Annotated in this window: 19 protein-coding genes and 1 pseudogene; 15 read left to right on the top strand and 5 right to left on the bottom strand. The window is 36.7% G+C overall.

Annotation, left to right across the window (positions count from 1 at the left end; all coding sequences use genetic code 11):
• The first annotated feature begins 70 nt into the window (after positions 1 to 70).
• From IW15_RS20730 to proC, 4 genes are all read left to right on the top strand, one after another.
• The gene (locus IW15_RS20730; RefSeq protein ID WP_034715282.1) at positions 71 to 1,276 is read left to right on the top strand and encodes a pyridoxal phosphate-dependent aminotransferase; all 1,206 of its coding nucleotides are present in this window, start codon (positions 71 to 73) and stop codon (positions 1,274 to 1,276) included.
• Positions 1,277 to 1,287: 11 nt separating this feature from the next.
• A complete protein-coding gene (locus IW15_RS20735) occupies positions 1,288 to 1,773 on the top strand; it encodes a hypothetical protein (RefSeq protein WP_034715283.1) in 486 nt (161 codons plus the stop codon).
• The gene (gene murB / locus IW15_RS20740; RefSeq protein WP_034715285.1) at positions 1,770 to 2,789 is read left to right on the top strand and encodes a UDP-N-acetylmuramate dehydrogenase; all 1,020 of its coding nucleotides are present in this window, start codon (positions 1,770 to 1,772) and stop codon (positions 2,787 to 2,789) included. Before IW15_RS20735 ends, murB begins: the two co-directional genes overlap by 4 nt.
• 105 nt (positions 2,790 to 2,894) lie before the next feature.
• Positions 2,895 to 3,698 (top strand): pyrroline-5-carboxylate reductase, encoded by an 804-nt coding sequence (gene proC, locus IW15_RS20745; protein WP_034715286.1) that lies wholly within the window; start codon positions 2,895 to 2,897, stop codon positions 3,696 to 3,698.
• Positions 3,699 to 3,728: 30 nt separating this feature from the next.
• On the opposite strand, the gene IW15_RS20750 is transcribed toward proC, so the two are convergent.
• Together IW15_RS20750 and IW15_RS20755 are read right to left on the bottom strand one after the other, a co-directional pair.
• On the bottom strand, positions 3,729 to 4,310 hold the full coding sequence (locus tag IW15_RS20750; RefSeq protein WP_034715288.1) for a hypothetical protein: 582 nt from the start codon (positions 4,308 to 4,310) through the stop codon (positions 3,729 to 3,731).
• Between the two features lie 141 nt (positions 4,311 to 4,451).
• Positions 4,452 to 4,823 carry a nuclear transport factor 2 family protein gene (locus tag IW15_RS20755; protein ID WP_034715290.1) on the bottom strand — a complete coding sequence of 124 codons (372 nt, stop codon included), beginning with the start codon at positions 4,821 to 4,823 and terminating at the stop codon, positions 4,452 to 4,454.
• A gap of 93 nt (positions 4,824 to 4,916) precedes the next feature.
• Between IW15_RS20755 and IW15_RS20760 the strand changes: the two genes are divergently transcribed.
• Entirely contained in the window at positions 4,917 to 5,258 is a 342-nt protein-coding gene (locus tag IW15_RS20760; protein WP_034715292.1) for a winged helix-turn-helix transcriptional regulator, read from the top strand.
• Here the strand turns inward: IW15_RS20760 and IW15_RS20765 are convergent.
• The gene (locus tag IW15_RS20765; protein WP_034715295.1) at positions 5,255 to 5,677 is read right to left on the bottom strand and encodes a VanZ family protein; all 423 of its coding nucleotides are present in this window, start codon (positions 5,675 to 5,677) and stop codon (positions 5,255 to 5,257) included. The genes IW15_RS20760 and IW15_RS20765 overlap by 4 nt on opposite strands.
• Positions 5,678 to 5,732: 55 nt before the next feature.
• Here IW15_RS20765 and lnt point away from each other — a divergent pair, with 55 nt between their 5' ends.
• Positions 5,733 to 7,370: an apolipoprotein N-acyltransferase gene (gene lnt, locus IW15_RS20770; RefSeq protein ID WP_034715296.1), complete on the top strand. Its 1,638-nt coding sequence runs from the start codon at positions 5,733 to 5,735 to the stop codon at positions 7,368 to 7,370.
• A gap of 124 nt (positions 7,371 to 7,494) precedes the next feature.
• Here the strand turns inward: lnt and IW15_RS20775 are convergent, their stop codons facing one another.
• The gene (locus IW15_RS20775; protein ID WP_034715298.1) at positions 7,495 to 9,204 is read right to left on the bottom strand and encodes a T9SS type A sorting domain-containing protein; all 1,710 of its coding nucleotides are present in this window, start codon (positions 9,202 to 9,204) and stop codon (positions 7,495 to 7,497) included.
• Positions 9,205 to 9,443: 239 nt separating this feature from the next.
• On the opposite strand from IW15_RS20775, the gene rpmB reads away from it, so the two are divergent.
• The 5 genes from rpmB to IW15_RS20795 all read left to right on the top strand — a co-directional run bounded on the left by rpmB (position 9,444) and on the right by IW15_RS20795 (position 11,433).
• On the top strand, positions 9,444 to 9,686 hold the full coding sequence (rpmB, locus tag IW15_RS20780) for a 50S ribosomal protein L28 (protein WP_002976757.1): 243 nt from the start codon (positions 9,444 to 9,446) through the stop codon (positions 9,684 to 9,686).
• A 3-nt stretch (positions 9,687 to 9,689) separates the two neighbouring features.
• Positions 9,690 to 9,872 carry a 50S ribosomal protein L33 gene (rpmG, locus tag IW15_RS20785; RefSeq protein ID WP_034715299.1) on the top strand — a complete coding sequence of 61 codons (183 nt, stop codon included), beginning with the start codon at positions 9,690 to 9,692 and terminating at the stop codon, positions 9,870 to 9,872.
• A gap of 19 nt (positions 9,873 to 9,891) precedes the next feature.
• Positions 9,892 to 10,044: a DUF4295 family protein gene (locus IW15_RS22400; RefSeq protein WP_082002123.1), complete on the top strand. Its 153-nt coding sequence runs from the start codon at positions 9,892 to 9,894 to the stop codon at positions 10,042 to 10,044.
• A gap of 111 nt (positions 10,045 to 10,155) precedes the next feature.
• Complete coding sequence (ftsY, locus tag IW15_RS20790; protein ID WP_034715302.1) at positions 10,156 to 11,109, top strand: signal recognition particle-docking protein FtsY; 954 nt, start codon at positions 10,156 to 10,158, stop codon at positions 11,107 to 11,109.
• A 69-nt stretch (positions 11,110 to 11,178) separates the two neighbouring features.
• Positions 11,179 to 11,433 carry a GlsB/YeaQ/YmgE family stress response membrane protein gene (locus tag IW15_RS20795; RefSeq protein WP_034715304.1) on the top strand — a complete coding sequence of 85 codons (255 nt, stop codon included), beginning with the start codon at positions 11,179 to 11,181 and terminating at the stop codon, positions 11,431 to 11,433.
• Positions 11,434 to 11,506: 73 nt separating this feature from the next.
• On the opposite strand, the gene sppA is transcribed toward IW15_RS20795, so the two are convergent.
• Complete coding sequence (gene sppA / locus IW15_RS20800; protein ID WP_034715307.1) at positions 11,507 to 13,261, bottom strand: signal peptide peptidase SppA; 1,755 nt, start codon at positions 13,259 to 13,261, stop codon at positions 11,507 to 11,509.
• Between the two features lie 21 nt (positions 13,262 to 13,282).
• Here sppA and folK point away from each other — a divergent pair, with 21 nt between their 5' ends.
• From folK to IW15_RS20820, 4 genes and pseudogenes are all read left to right on the top strand, one after another.
• Positions 13,283 to 13,699 carry a 2-amino-4-hydroxy-6-hydroxymethyldihydropteridine diphosphokinase gene (folK, locus tag IW15_RS20805; RefSeq protein WP_034715309.1) on the top strand — a complete coding sequence of 139 codons (417 nt, stop codon included), beginning with the start codon at positions 13,283 to 13,285 and terminating at the stop codon, positions 13,697 to 13,699.
• 21 nt (positions 13,700 to 13,720) lie between these two features.
• Entirely contained in the window at positions 13,721 to 14,830 is a 1,110-nt protein-coding gene (locus IW15_RS20810) for a hypothetical protein (protein WP_034715310.1), read from the top strand.
• Between the two features lie 41 nt (positions 14,831 to 14,871).
• Positions 14,872 to 16,395, top strand: coding sequence for an OmpA family protein (locus IW15_RS20815; protein ID WP_034715312.1), 1,524 nt, complete (start codon positions 14,872 to 14,874; stop codon positions 16,393 to 16,395).
• A 214-nt stretch (positions 16,396 to 16,609) separates the two neighbouring features.
• Positions 16,610 to 16,926 (top strand): annotated as a pseudogene (locus tag IW15_RS20820) (OmpA family protein); the annotation flags it as partial.

Raw genomic sequence — 16,926 nt, forward strand, 5'->3', positions numbered from 1 at the left:
CGATGTATTCTTTATATATTTTAATATTGGAAAATTAAATCTTATTTTTGTCATACAAATTTTTTGAACAATGCCGAATATTTCAAACAGAGCACAGCACATGCCACCATCGCCGGTAAGAAAACTGGTTCCTTATGCCCTTAAAGCAAAACAGAAAGGAATAAAAGTATATCATCTTAATATCGGACAGCCTGATATTGAAACTCCGGAAACGGCTTTAAATGCTTTAAAAAACATTGATTTAAAAGTATTGGAATATGCACTTTCAGAAGGAAATATCGAATACAGAAATGCCCTTACCACCTATTATCATTCGTTAGGATTTTCAGATTTAACTCCTGATAACTTTATCGTTACCAATGGAGGTTCTGAAGCGTTAAATTTTGCCATTTCTACCTTATGTGATGATGGTGACGAAATTATTATTCCGGAACCTTATTATGCCAATTACAATGGATTTACAAGTACTTTCAACGTTAATATAGTAGCTGTTCCGTCAACTATTGATACAGGTTTTGCACTGCCTCCCATTGAAGAATTCGAGAAAAAAATCACAGAAAAAACCAGAGCAATCGTTATCTGTAATCCGGGAAATCCAACAGGATATCTTTACACGCGTGAAGAGCTTAAACAGCTTGCAGAACTTGCTTTGAAATATGATATTGTGATCATTTCTGATGAAGTATACAGAGAATACGTGTATGACGGGAAGCAGCAAATATCAATGTTTGAATTTCCTGAACTCAGCGAAAACTGTATCATCATTGATTCAGAATCCAAGCGTTACTCTATGTGCGGTGTGAGAATCGGATGCATGATCACGCGTTCAAAAAAGATCCATGATGCAGCCATGCTTTTTGCACAGGCAAGGCTAAGCCCGGTTCTTTTGGGTCAGATTGCAGCAACAGCGGCACACCAGAATGACGGCGCTTACATCAGAGCGGTAAGAGAAGAATATACCCACAGAAGAAATATCCTGGTGGATCTTTTGAATGCTATTCCCGGAGTAATCTGTCCTAAGCCTAAAGGAGCTTTCTACTGCGTCGCTGAACTTCCGGTAGATGATACTGAAAAATTTGCCCAGTGGCTGTTGGAAAAATATTCCAGCAACAACGAAACCATTATGGTAGCACCGGCAGGAGGATTCTACAGCAACCCTGAATTGGGTAAAAAGCAGGTAAGAATTGCTTATGTTTTAAAAGAGCAGGATTTGAGAAGAAGCGTTCAAATCCTTGAAAGCGCTTTAAAACAATACAAACTGGAATCTCACCTATAAAAAATAATACAATGCCGGCAATAAAAAACTTTGGTTTGAGAATCGTATTTTCAGCTTTTTTACTGCCGGTGTTTTTTTCCTGTGATAAGAAAAAGCCTGAACAAAGCCTCACCGATAAAAATTCCAGTGAAATCACATTTATCAGTGTGTCTAATATCGGCGGAAAACTTGGCCATTACAGAATTATAAAAGTCACAAGAGATTCTATTACAGCAGAAAAAGGAATTACAGCCCGTAAAACCCACGAAAAATGGAATTCGGCAATATCTGCTCAAACCTGGAAGCTGCTGATTTCTTCTGTTCATGTCAAAGATCTGGACAAAATCAAAAGCTCTCCCAGTATGCAGTCTATCGATGGACTCGACGAGACTTTTCAGATCAGAACTCCGAAAAAGTCTCATCTCTACGTCAACTCTTATGTAGATACGATCCATTACCCGCAGTTTCAACACCTTAAAGATCAAATCAACCAATTGCTACCGCAAGAATACCAATAAACATGCAGGAAAATTTCTCTCTAAAGCCGTTTAATACTTTTGGCGTTGATGTGAGTGCCCAATACTTTACCCAAGCCAGCAGCATTGAAGAATTAAAAGATGCTATTCAATTTTCGAGATCGCAGTCTCTTCCCCTTTTGATTTTAGGAGGCGGAAGCAATATTCTGCTGACCAAAAATTTTGAAGGCTTAGCGGTACAACTTGGTTTAAGAGGAATTTCCGAAGAAAATATAGATGAAAACACTGTTTTAGTTACTGCAAAAGCGGGAGAAAACTGGCATGAATTCGTTATGTATTGTCTGAAAAAAAATTATGGTGGGCTTGAAAACCTGTCATTAATTCCCGGAAATGTAGGAACCTCTCCGATGCAGAATATCGGGGCTTACGGAACAGAAATAAAAGACATTTTCGTTAATTGCAGTGTATTGAATTTAGAAACACTGGAAACAGAGCAATTTGATCTTGAAAAATGCAGGTTTGGATATAGGGATTCTATTTTCAAGCAGGAAGCCAAAGGAAAATATATCATTCTGGATGTTACCTTCAGGCTGACTAAAAAAGACCATCATATTAAAACCGAATACGGCGCCATCCAATCCGAATTAAAAAATGCAGGAATTGAAAACCCTACCATTCAGGATATTTCCCGGGCCGTGATCAGTATCAGACAAAGTAAGCTCCCGGATCCTAAAAAAATGGGAAATGCCGGAAGTTTTTTCAAAAACCCAACCATTCCTCTGGCTCAGTTTGAAGACCTTCAGCAAAAATTTGAAAACATCCAAGGCTACCCTAATGGGAATAATGTAAAAGTCCCTGCAGGATGGCTGATTGAACAATGCGGATGGAAGGGAAAGCAAATAGGAAATGCTGCCTCTCATAAGCTTCAATCCTTAGTGATTGTGAATGCCACAGGAAATGCTACCGGAAAAGAAATTTATGATTTTTCTACGGAGATCATAAATTCCGTCAAAAACAAGTTTGGTATAGAACTCGAACGGGAAGTGAATATCATATAATATAAAAAGGCAGTTATTTTACAAACTGTCTTTTTTTGTCTCCTTATTCAGTTCTCAGTTTTAAAGAAAAAACACTATTTTAGTTATCTATTAAAAGAACACAGTATGAAAATAGCGATTCTCGGAGCAGGAAATATGGGTTTATCCTTTTCAAAATCTTTTTTAAAATATGAACTGATAAAGCCTGAAAACCTTCATTTAATTACAAGAAATCAGTCTAAACTCTCCAAAATATCTGAAGAATTTCCCAAGTCAAAAATCTCCACTTTTGAAGAGGTACAGGAATTGGATGCGGATCTGATTATCATTGCCGTCAAACCCCAGGACTTTCAAAATGTTGCCGAAAACTTTCGTTTTACACTGAAAGAAAACCAAATGGTTTTATCCATCATGGCAGGCATGAAAATTTCAAAAATTCAAAAGTTGCTGAATCATCCGCTTGTGGTAAGGGCGATGCCGAATTCCCCTACTCTTTTAGGAATGGGAATTACAGGATACACCGCAGCCGAAGGCATATCTTTCAGCCAGCTCATCAATATCGAAAGACTATTGAACAGCACCGGAAGATCGGTATATTTAGAAAATGAGGATCTGCTGGATGGGGTTACAGCACTTTCCGGAAGTGGTCCGGCTTACTTTTATTATATTGTAGACGCCATGATAAAAGCCGGTGTAGAAATGGGAATTGATGAAAATCTTTCCAAGCTTTTTGTTAAACAGACCATGCTGGGAGCTTTTCACCTGATCAATAATTCCGAAAAAAATCTGGAAGAACTTATACAAGATGTGGCTTCAAAAGGCGGAACAACTGAAGCCGCCTTACGCACATTTGAAGAAAACAGCCTCAAAGAAACCTTGAAAAAAGGAATTCTAAACGCTGAAAAACGCGCCAGAGAACTGAACGGATAACCATAAAAAAAGCAGGAAATTTCCTGCTTTTTATTTTTTTACCATCGGAATCTGCAAATTGACAGGCCGGTTTTCTTCAGTATCAAAACCTCTTCCATCTATATTCCTTGCACCCCAAAACATCATATCGTTATAAAGGTAAATGAGATCATATTCTTTAAAAACATCCCCTTCTTTTAATCCAAAAGGGACAAATGTTTTCTTAAAAAAATCCTGGGCATGGCCAGTTTCCCATGTTTTAAAATTTTCTTTGGCTAACGTATTTAAAATTCCAGTAAAAGCTTCATTAAGCGGAGTTACTTCATATGCTTTATCTGCTGTAAAATTAACCTTCTGAGCTCCTGCTGCAATAGGATGATCACCCTCCCACTCTGTACTGCCTTTGATCAGCATTTTCACCAGCGGAATCTGTCCCAAAGCATCAGCGTAATTGATGATTTCCAATTGAAACCCATCGTCCTGCAAAAAAGTGAATTCCCTTGTCAGGTAAAATGGTTTTAAACTGCCGTCCGGGTTTTTAAACGCACTGGGCCGAACTTCAACTGCAATACTTTTCCATTCGCCTAATGCTTCTTTTTTAATTTCTTCTGAGAATAATCCTTTTTTATCCATCCTTAATTGTTTTTAGTATATCAAAAGTAGTGTATTTGCCTTATAATCTACGCTAGAATGATTGATAAGTAAGTTCCTTTTGGTTTTAATATTTAGTGAAAAATTCCTTCAAATCCTTTTACAAATAATATTACTATTTTTTTATTTTATCGGGAACATTGCATTACCATTTGCCGATTGATCGGAGGCCACTTCTTCCTGCATCACATCCCAATGTTCTGCGATTTTTCCGTTTTCTATTCTGAAAATATCCACAGCTATCATATTTTTTCCGTTCCAGTTTTTATAACATCCATGAATCATGACAATATCATCATTTTCAGTCATTATACCCGGTTCATAGGAAAAATCAACAGGTAAAGAAGGTATAAATTGTTTCAATACTTCTGTTCCGTTCGGAATTCTCGGATTATGCTGAATATAATTTTCAACAAAATAGGTATCAAAAGCTGAAATATCCCTTTTAATAAATACATCTGTAATTGCTTTCAGAACCACTTCTTTATTACTCATTTTTAATTGTTTTTTGTTGAAACAAAATTATTACATTTGTCCCATAACTCATATTAGTTATTATTTTATCATCTAGTACATTTTTTTAGACTAATGGAAAATAAAAGGAAAAACAAAGATTTCAATCCCAATAATTGTCCGGTAACTCATTTTTACAATAAGGTAGGTGGAAAATGGAAAACCGTAATTTTATATGGAATCAGCAAAAAGGTCAACAGGTTCGGAATCCTGCAAAAAGCAATCCCTATGATCAGTAAGCAAATGCTGGTGAATCAATTAAGAGAACTGGAGGAAGATGGAATCATTGAAAGAAAAATTTACGCTGAAATTCCGCCCCGTGTTGAATATACCCTCACAGAATACGGAGAATCATTCATGCCCATACTGTATACAATTCAGGACTGGGGAATTAATGACATGGGATTACAACATTAAAAGACAAAACGGGGAAATTTATTTTCAAGGAATCTACAGATCATCCACCCCAAAAACACACCGAAAGTATTCAGGATAATATCATCTACTTCAAAAATTCCCATTCTGGTAAAATACTGGAGCGCTTCTACGATAGTGATTGCAGAAATAAAGGAAAAAAGCAGTGATTTCAATTCTTTACACCGAGGAAAAATCCATCCCAGAAACCCAAAAGGAATAAACATCACGACATTTCCTGCAACAATCATTATAATATCTTTCCAGGAAATACATCCTTTAATAAAATTAATGGTAGAGATAACAGGCGCTACCGTTAAAAGGTTATCCTCATACTGCGTTCTGCCCATTCCCAAAAACATGAGATACAGCAAAAACAAAGTATAAGGAATGATAATAATTTTATAAAATTTCTTTAACATCAATTGCAAATTTATTCATTTCAAAAACATTAAATTTGTGTGTTAAATAAATTTAATGAAATACGTCTTACTTACGCTCATTTCAGCGATGCTACTGTCCATTTCATGGCCGACTTATGGAGTTCCGTTCTTCATCTTTTTTGCCCTCGTTCCACTTTTGATGATGGAACACGGCGTTTCTAAATTTTCAGCATACAAAAGAAAAAGCTGGGTTGTTTTCGGACTTTCCTATGTTTGTTTTGTAATCTGGAATATTGTAACCACCGGATGGCTGTATGGCTCAAAAAATCCTGATGGAAGCCATTCTATGATGGCCGTTGTATTTCCAGTGCTGGTCAATTCCCTTCTCTATTCGCTGGTTTTTCAATGCTACCACTGGTACAAAAATGCCCAGGGAACGTATTGGGGACTGGGATTTTTAATTGCCATATGGATGAGTTTTGAAAAATTCCACCTGAACTGGGAATTTACGTGGCCATGGCTGAATTTAGGAAATGTATTTTCCGATTATCCAAAATTAATACAATGGTATGATACATTAGGTGCCACAGGAGGCAGTTTCTGGATCCTGCTGATCAATGTTTTGGTGTTTTATACAATACGGACCTGGGAAGCAGGAAGAAAAAGAAAAGACCTTATCCTAAACTCTTCCATTACAGGACTGTTAATTATACTTCCAATGATTATTTCATTGATTAAATACAATAATTTCAATGAAAAACCTATCGGACAGGTCAGCGTATTACTTCTTCAACCGAATCTTGATCCTTATGACGAAAAATATTCTAAAGACAGTCTTACGATAGAAAAAGACCTGCTTGATCTTGCCAGAAAAAATTCAAATGGAAAGATTGATTATTATATTGCCCCTGAAACTGCTCTTCCGGGAAGTGGTTCTATCTCTGAAACTGCTTTTGAAAAAAGTCTTCTTTTAAATAATGTCAAGGAATTTTTAACTCAGCATCCCGGTTCTGTATTTGCAACAGGAATTTCCTCGCACCGGTTTTATCTTAACCAGAACAACCTTCCAAAAGAAGCTTATCAACTTAATCCCGGACTTTGGGTAGAAAGATATAATTCTTCAGTTCAGATTGTTCCTAATCAGAAAGTGGAGGTTTATCATAAGGGAAAACTGGTTCCAGGCGTTGAAATATTCCCTTACATGAGTGTATTCAAACCTCTTTTAGGCGACGCTATGATTAACCTCGGCGGAACGGTGGCTTCCCTAGGAACCGATAAAGAAAGAGTGGCTTTTTCAAATCCTTACAACAAAGGAAAAATTGCACCGATTATCTGCTATGAAAGTATCTACGGAGAATTTGTAACGGATTATGTGAAAAAAGGCGCTAATTTCCTGGCAATCATGACCAATGATTCATGGTGGGGTGTATCGGAAGGGCATAAACAGCTTCTTTCCTATGCTAAACTGAGAGCTATTGAAACCCGAAGAGAAATTGCCCGTGCTGCCAACAGTGGAATTTCTGCACACATCAATGCAAAAGGAGAAATTACAGAAGATACATTTTATGGGGATACAACAGCATTGTATGCCAAAGTAAATCTTTATGACCAGCAGACTTTCTATGTAAGAACAGGCGATTTTCTGACCAGAATTTCAATATTTGCCTTAGGTTTCTTACTGTTCTATTTTTTAATTAAAAAGGTTCAGAACAAACTGCAAAAGAAGAAATAATCCTGATACTACAAATACTATAATTTCCCTTCTATAAAAGAAAGACGGGACTGATATACAAAAGAAAAGCCAGCTGGACGTCTGGCTTTTCACATGGATAAAATGGATAAAACAAATGATTCAACTATTTAATGATAAGTTTTTCAGTGGTTATTTTTTCTTTTATTTTTAATTGTAAAATGTACGTTCCTTTTGTCAGATGGGAAATATTGATGGATTGATCATTATTCAAAACAATATTCATTTTTCGGCCGTCTACAGAATACATTTCAGCCGACGAAACCTTTCCTCCTTTAATAAAGACTTTCTCAGAAGCCGGATTAGGATAGATACTGAACTGTTCCTCAAGAGAAACATGTTGTGTTGCCAGCGTACCTTCCGTGGAAGAATCAGAATATGTTTTGGAAGCATCAATGGAGCGAACATTCCAATACACATTTTGAATGGATGGATCCAACTCTAAAAACCATGAAGGGGTTGTCACTATATATTTGGCAATATCATGAGCTCCCGGAGTTGATCCTACTTTAATCTCATACCTAAGTGCATTCAAAGGAGTTTTGTCATCTGAAGCTCCGGTCCATGAGAAATTAAATCTGTTTCCGTTTTTTGTAAGGTTAAGGTTTGAAGGAGGTACGGGCTTCAAATTGGCTTCGGCAGAAGCATTTTTGAAGATTTTAGTAAGTGAAGGCATATCCGGATCTGCCCAATCAAATCCAGACAGCAGAACATCAAGATGATGATCATTGTCAGAGTCAAGTAAATGTACAAAACCCGGACCTCCTAAAGTATACAAACCTGTAGGTATATTTTCAGTAAATGTTTGATTGGTGGAATCATAAATAAAAGATTTCACAACCGCATCATTATTTTCATCATTCCCTGAAATCATAAAATCATAATATCCATCGCTGTTCAGATCCCCTACACTTATAGACGAATCTGAAATTGAAGGAATATTGAGCTGTTGCGCCGTAAGATGTCCGGCTCCGTTATTCATTAAAACAGCAAGGTATCCGTCATAATTAGAATCCTGAGCGGAAACAACTACATCCTGGTAACCGTCACCATTGAAATCAGCAAACTCTATAGTACCGCTCGATAACGGAGTAAGTGTCTGAGAAAGCGTTAAATTACCTCCTTCATTCAAATACACCTTACATATCGGGTTACTGTTCTGATCAAAACCCAGAATCACCATATCAAGAAGATGATCATTGTTAAGATCTACCATTTTAAAGCTGCTGTTCTGCGTTCCTTCCATCCAGCCTGCAAACTGCTGGAAACCATTTCCTGTATTCTGATAATAGTCGAGCTTGTTTACAAAACCGGTCCCATCATATTGGGTTCCGTTAAGCGCATAATCGAGTTTCCCGTCATGGTTAAAATCAAAAACATCCATAGAACCATAAATCTTTCCCGGAAGGTCAGCCTCCTTTATAAAGCCACTTCCTGTATTCCGGAATCGATAATGCTTATAGTTCACAATATCCATATAGCTTAATCCGGTAGAAATAATATCCGGCAGTCCATCGTTATTATAATCAATGAATTTTATATCTCCAAGGTGCGTTGCATCAGCGCCAAGATCTGCATAAGGAACCAGTGTTGTTCCATTATTCCTATAGACTTCATTAAAACTTGTATCTACATTTCCATCTCCGTCAGAATCGATCGCCCCATTCACTACAATATCCTGAAAACCGTCATTATCAATATCAGCGATATCACTGGCAGAATAGTAAAAATTTTTCATACCGGTCTGAATTTCAGTAAAATTCTGTGCTGCCAGACCTATCGGAAGCATCGATAAAAGAATAGAGATCCTCTTCATGTTATTTTTATTTAGATTAATTAAAAACAAAGGTATAATATTAAGTTCTCCGCTCTGTAGAAAGGATATATGAATTTTATCAGTCTGAAAAAGCCCTGTTTCTGGTGTTTCTTTCTATTTTCAATTTTAAAGTATTAATCAGGCAGTTATTTCGAAATATTTTGCAAAATATTTGTCTATCTAAAAAATTCTTCGTTATTTTGCACTCTCAAATATTATACAAATAAGAACATCGAGATATGTCAAGAATTTGCCAAATAACAGGAAAGCGTGCAATGGTTGGTAACAACGTTTCTCACGCTAATAACAAAACGAAGCGTCGTTTTGAAATTAACTTATTGGAGAAGAAGTTTTACCTTCCGGAGCAAGATAAGCACGTAACACTGAAAGTATCAGCTCATGGATTGAGAGTGATTAACAAGATTGGAATCGAAGAGGCTATAGAAAGAGCAACTAGAAACGGATTGATTAAAAAGAATTAAAACATGGCAAAAAAAGGAAATAGAGTTCAAGTGATCCTTGAATGCACAGAGCACAAAGAGAGCGGTATGCCAGGAATGTCTAGATACATTTCTACAAAAAATAAAAAGAACACTACAGAGAGATTAGAGCTTAAGAAGTTCAACTCTGTTCTTAAAAAGTACACTCTTCACAAAGAAATCAAGTAATTTATAAATATAATTTACCATGGCAAAGAAAGTAGTAGCAACCCTACAAAGCGGACAGTCAAAAAAAATGACTAAAGTTGTGAAAATGGTGAAGTCTTCTAAATCAGAAGCTTACGTTTTCGAAGAAAAAGTAATGAATGCAGACGAAGTGGATGCTTATTTGAAAAAATAAGCTGCGCTTTATTTACAATATAAAAAACTACTCATCTTTTGGGTAGTTTTTTTGTTATCTTTGTGATAAAGAGATCTATCACAACATCTTATATATATTCAAAATTCTAGTATGAGTTGGTTTAAAAACATTTTCAAAAAAGAAGAAAAGGAAACTTTAGATAAAGGGTTGGAAAAATCCAGCCAGGGTTTTTTCGAAAAAATGACTAAAGCCGTAGTCGGCAAAAGCAAAGTAGATGATGAAGTACTGGATGAACTGGAAGAAATACTTATCGCATCCGACGTTGGCGCATCAACCACCATCAAAATTATTGAACGAATTGAAGAACGTGTTGCCAGAGATAAATATATAAATGTAAGTGAACTGGATTCTATCCTTCGCGAAGAAATATCAAGACTTTTACTGGAAAATCCTCATGCAGGATCAGGAAATATTGATGAGACCAAAAAACCTTATGTGATCATGGTAGTCGGCGTCAACGGCGTTGGAAAAACTACCACTATCGGGAAATTAGCTCATCAGTTTAAATCTGAAGGCAGAAAAGTAGTTCTTGGAGCTGCAGACACCTTCAGAGCAGCAGCAGTCGATCAGTTAACGATCTGGAGCGAAAGAGTTGGTGTTCCTATTGTAAAGCAGGATATGGGCTCAGATCCAGCTTCTGTGGCTTTTGACACGGTACAAAGTGCTGTTGCTCAAAACGCGGATGTTGTGATCATCGATACAGCGGGAAGACTTCATAACAAGGTCAACCTGATGAACGAGCTTTCAAAAATAAAAAGAGTAATGCAGAAAGTTATTCCTGATGCACCTCATGAAATTCTACTTGTCCTTGACGGTTCTACAGGACAAAATGCCTTTGAACAGGCAAAACAATTCACCGCTGCCACTGAAGTAAATGCACTGGCAGTAACAAAGTTAGACGGAACTGCCAAAGGTGGTGTTGTTATCGGTATCTCCGATCAGTTCCAAATTCCGGTTAAGTATATTGGTGTAGGAGAAAAGATGCAGGATCTGCAATTGTTTAATGGTACGGAATTTGTAGACTCATTCTTCAAGAAAAGATGATTTCTATCATGTTTTTTCTTATGTTAACTCAACAAATTCACAATATTAACACTTAAAAAATTTGAAACTATGGGAATTTTAACTTGGATCATATTTGGTCTTATCGCAGGTGCAATTGCAAAACTTATTATGCCGGGAACTCAAGGTGGTGGCTGGTTAATGACGATTATCTTAGGAATTGTTGGAGCTTTCGTAGGTGGATTTATAGGCAGTACTTTAGGATGGGGAACTACAGACAGTTTCGATTTCAGAAGTATGCTTTTAGCAGTAGGAGGAGCACTGATTGTTCTTTGGGTATATGGAATGGCCACAAAGAAGAGCTAGTAGCATTACATACAAAATAAAATCCCGGATCTGAAATTCAGATCCGGGATTTTTGTATACAATATAATTTAGTTTATTCGATCTTTATCTGGTAAGGCATTTCCATTTTTACTTCAGACTTCAGCTTCTTGTCGGTAATCTGTTGTAAAATTTCATAGTTGGCTTTTCCGATCTTATTTTTAATAATCCTTGCAGAAATCCCGTCTTCATTAAGGTCCTGGAAAATCTGTTCAAACGGAGACATCTTTTTAGGATAAGAAGCTACGTTGTAAGATTTCAATCCTGCTTTCTGTGCTGCAAATTTCACCGCATCATTCAATGTTCCCAGTTCATCAACCAAACCGATCTGCTTGGCACGAGTACCGCTCCATACTCTACCGCCCCCTACACTGTCAATCTGCTCAAAAGTCTGTTTTCTGTTTTGAGTAACAAAATGTACAAATCTTTTGTAAGTACCTTCCACACTTCTTGTGATAAGACTTACCCCGTAAGGACTCACCCCATTTAATGCAGAATAATACTGAGAGTTGGCATTCGTAGCAACAATGTCTGAACGAATTCCGTTTTTGTTGGCAATATCTTTATAATAAGGAATCACTCCGAAAACTCCGATTGACCCGGTAAGTGTATTAGGCTCTGAATAAATTTTATCTGCCGCCATAGCAATATAATATCCTCCTGACGCCGCATAGTCTCCGAAAGAAACCACTAAAGGTTTTTTCTTTTTCAACTGCTGAAGTTCAAATAGAATTTCATCCGAAGCATTCGCACTTCCTCCCGGAGAGTTTATTCTGAACACAACTGCTTTCACTTTATCATCATCCTGAAGGTCTTTAATGTATTTAATATACTTTTCAGAATTGATATCATTATATCCGTCTCCGTTATTAATTGATCCTGAAGCATACAATACCGCTACTTTTTCACCGGATTTATCATCATCGGAATAAGAACTGATATAATTGGCCAGAGAAATCTTATTAAGCTTCTCTTTTTCTTTTAAACTTAATTTAGCCTTGATGATCTCATCATATTGTGTCTTTTGAATCAGCTTGTCAGCAAGTTTATATTGTATTCCTAATTCAGGAATCATACCATATAAACTATCTACCACCGTTTTGAACTGAGTGGAATCAATCTTTCTTGAACCAGCCATTTTAGCAGAGGTATTCTTCCAAAGATCATTCAATAGTGTACTCAGCTGTTCTTTATTTTCCGGTGAAATATCATTTCTTAAAAAAGGTTCTACCGCAGATTTGAATTTTCCATGACGGATCACTTCGATACCAATCCCATATTTATCTGCAAAATCCTTAAAGAAAGTAACTTCAGTTGCAAGTCCCTTCAATTCGATCATCCCCGATGGATTAAGATAATACTGATCTGCAACAGATCCTAAATAATAGGCAGACTGTGAAACTGCATTTCCATATGCGTATACAAATTTTCCGCTTTTCTTAAAATCTTCAATCGCGTTTCTTAAATCATCAATTTGAGTAACACCTGCATTCAAATTATCTGTTTCAATACTAATTCCTTTAATATTATCATCAGTCTTGGCTTTATTGATAGCTTCCAAGGCATCATAAAGCAGAATGTTTTTATTTTGGTTATTAATATTAAATAAGCCTACCTGTTCTTCCGTTGGGCTGTCTATAATATTTGTTTTTAAATTAATGGTAAGAATAGAATTCTTCTTTATCACCACAGATTTATCATTCCCCATCGCACTAAACACAAGCATCATAATGAAAAAGAAGAAAAACACGACAAAAAGTAGAACAATAGCCACTATATTTGCCAGGACATTTTTTAAAAAGCTTTTCATAAAATCAATCAATTTTCCAATATGTCGCAACATAAGGTAGTTTTGTTACTGGGAAGTAACCTCGGAGATCAAAAAAAAAATATAGAACTTGCTGTACAGAAGATTAGTGAAGGCGAGAATGAAATGTTAAAAATCAGTGAATTTTTAATGTCCGAACCTGTAGAATTTGTTAGTTCCAATATTTTTTGTAATATTGCACTAGTAATATTCACCCGTTATAGACCTATTCAACTGCTTGATTTCGTTAAAGGTATTGAAATTGAGATGGGAAGAGTCAATGATTCAAAAGTCTCTGGAGGCTATGCTGACAGAATAATAGATATAGATATCATCAAATATGACGAATTGAATTTCAAATCAAAAAGGTTAGAAATCCCTCATCATAAACATCTTTTTGAAAGGGAGTTTTCTAGTGTATTATTAAAAGATTTTATTTAAATAAAACATAAAACATATCGTATGAAATTAGGTTTATTATTATTAGCCGTACTTCCTATTGCATCTTATGCTCAGGATAGCATCGCAGTAAGTTCCTCAAACGAGTACCCTAATACTTTCTCCTCAGGCTCTGCCAATGTAAAACCTTTTGACAATAAATCCAGAAGATTCAACGACTGGTCTATTTCTGTTGGTGGTGGTACGGCGTTTATGGTCCATTCTGATCTTACATCTCTGCATGAAAAAAAGATCAATTGGGGATATAACGCATATGTAAGTATTGATAAGCAGATCACTCATACTTTCGCATTAAGCGTAATGTATATGAGAGGTGAAACAAAGCAAACAGCTCAACTACCAGGAGCTGCAGGCCAACTAGCAGGTGTAGGGACTGCAACCACAAAGTTTAATCAGGTATCATTAGTGGGAGATGTTAACTTTTCTAATTTATTAAGAAGAGTAGATAATCATTCTCCATTCAGATGGGCTTTCCATGGTTACGCAGGAATTGGTTTCCAGGGGTACAATACCTCTTTGCATGACAATAATGAATTCAGATGGAGCGAAACTCCAAAAAGAGTTCCTTTATTTATCCACCAGGACCTTGATATCAACTCTCTATTCTACCAATTCGGTATGGGGGTGAAATATAATGTTTCAAGACTTATAGATGTTGAGGCAAGAACAATGTACCTTATAAGTGGAGACGACGAATTTGATGGTGGCGGATGGGCTGGTCCAGCTGATTACGATCCTGCATCAACCGTTTCAAAGTATAACATGATCAGAAAATCAAGATCAGACAATGCTTGGACAGTGAGCTTAGGAGTTTCTTTCAAATTAGGAAAACATTTATCTCATTTAGCTTGGCATGATCCACTTCAGGAAGCTTACTACAGAACCAGCGTTCTAGAAAACGCCAGTACAGATTTTGTAGTGTGTGAAAAAGGTGATGCTGATAACGATGGCGTATGTGATGACTGGGACAGACAGCTTGATACTCCTGCCGGTGCAAGAGTAGACGGAGCCGGTGTTGCTTTGGATATGGATCTTGACGGTGTTATTGATCTATATGACAAATGTGTAACAGTTCCCGGACCGGTAGAAAATAATGGCTGCCCTGTAAAATAATAAAAAACACAAATCATTTATTCATAAATAATAAATACACGATGAAATTAAGTTCAGCAATCGTTGCGTTGGCAATGGCTCTCCCTTCAGCCGCTTATGCACAAGATTCAACAGCAGTTTCAAACGGAAAATATCCAAATACATTTTCTTCCGGATCTGCTAACGTTTCTCCATTTACCAACCAATCGAAGAGATTCAACGACTGGTCTATTTCAGCAGGTGCTGGAGTACCACTTATGCAGTCAGCAGATTTAACGTCTATAAAGAATGGTAATGGGAAAAACCTTTTTGGATATTCTGCCTATGTAAGTATCGATAAAGCCATTACTCATGCTTTTGGTTTGAAATTACAATATGACAGAGGTGAAACCAGACAGGGTTGGTTTAATACAAAAGATGCTGCTCCCGATGCAACAGCAGTAGGGGCAAGAACTCAATACGATGCACTCTCTTTATTAGGAGACATCAACTTCTCCAATCTTTTGAGAAGAGTTGATAACCACTCTCCTTTCAGATGGGCACTGCACGGATATGCAGGTATTGGTACCATTGCTTACAGAGCTTACCAAAAAGATGCGACCGGTCAAAGACTGGCTACTGAAGTCAAACCTTTCCAATTAGGCTCTATGTTCGCACAGGCGGGTGCTGGTTTGAAATTTAAAGTAAACAGAAGAATCGATATCGAAGGTAGATTAATGTATGTAGTAACCGGTGATGATGAATTCGATGGTGGAGGTGCTAATTACAGTGCAATCAATCAACGCGAAGAGCAGGTATCTGATAACTTCTTCAACGCTACTTTAGGGGTTACTTTAAAATTAGGAAAGCACGAATCTAACTTAATGTGGCATGATCCGCTTCAGGAGATCTATTACAAACTGGATGTTTTGGCTAACAAAAATCAGGATATTGAAGTTTGTAAAAAAGGTGATGCTGATAACGACGGAGTATGCGACGATTGGGACAGACAACTTGATACTCCTGCCGGCGCAAGAGTTGACGGTGCAGGTGTTGCCCTTGACACGGATCTTGATGGTGTAATTGACCTTTACGACAAGTGTGTAACCGTTCCTGGACCTGTTGAAAATAACGGTTGTCCATATCCGAAAAAAGATAATCGTGAGACCGCTACTGAAGTAGAGAAAACGTTGAAAGATATTTATTTTAACTTCAACAAAGCCACGATCAGACCTGAATCTAACGATAAATTGGATTTGGCTGCTGAAATTATCAAGCAAAATGGAGGGAAGTATTTATTGACAGGCCATACCGATATCAAAGGAAGTGCTGCTTATAATTTAAGACTTTCTCAGGAAAGAGCTGCAGCGGTAGTTGCTGCTTTAGAAAACAGAGGAATTGATCAAAACGTGCTTAAGTCAAAAGGAGTTGGTTCTGCAGAAGCGAGAGTTCCTGCCTCTGCTTCTGATGCTGAGAGATTAGCTGACAGAAAAGTTACGGTACGATTTATAGAAAATACAGATTGGGATTCTATACAGAAGAAAGATTATGAAGAAGCTCCTGTAAAAAAACCGATCAAAAAGGTATCTGCAAAAAAGAAAAAGTAATTTATTAATACTCAGTATAAACCGAAAATCATAGTTTTCGGTTTATGTATTTTATTTTTCATTACGGAATATTTTATTTACCTTTATATAATTTTCAGAATAATAGATATAAAATATATCAATTTTATTGACAGCTATTTAGAGAACTAACGATGTAAAAATTGTTTTCTCAAGTAGATAAATCATTTAAATTAACTAAAAAGAAAATAACACTATGAAATTAAGTTTAGCAATTGTTGCATTAGCATTGGCTGTACCTACAGCTAGTTATGCACAAGACTCAACAGCAGTTTCAAACGGAAAATATCCAAACACATTTTCCTCCGGTTCTGCCAATGTTTCCCCATTTACGAACCAATCAAAGAGATTCAACGACTGGTCTATTTCAGCAGGTGCTGGAGTACCACTTATGCAGTCAGCAGATTTAACGTCTATAAAGAATGGTAATGGGAAAAACCTTTTTGGATATTCTGCCTATGTAAGTATCGATAAGGCCATTACTCATGCTTTTGGTTTGAAATTACAATATGA

The organism is Chryseobacterium soli, assembly GCF_000737705.1.
Classification (GTDB): Bacteria; Bacteroidota; Bacteroidia; order Flavobacteriales; family Weeksellaceae; genus Chryseobacterium; species Chryseobacterium soli.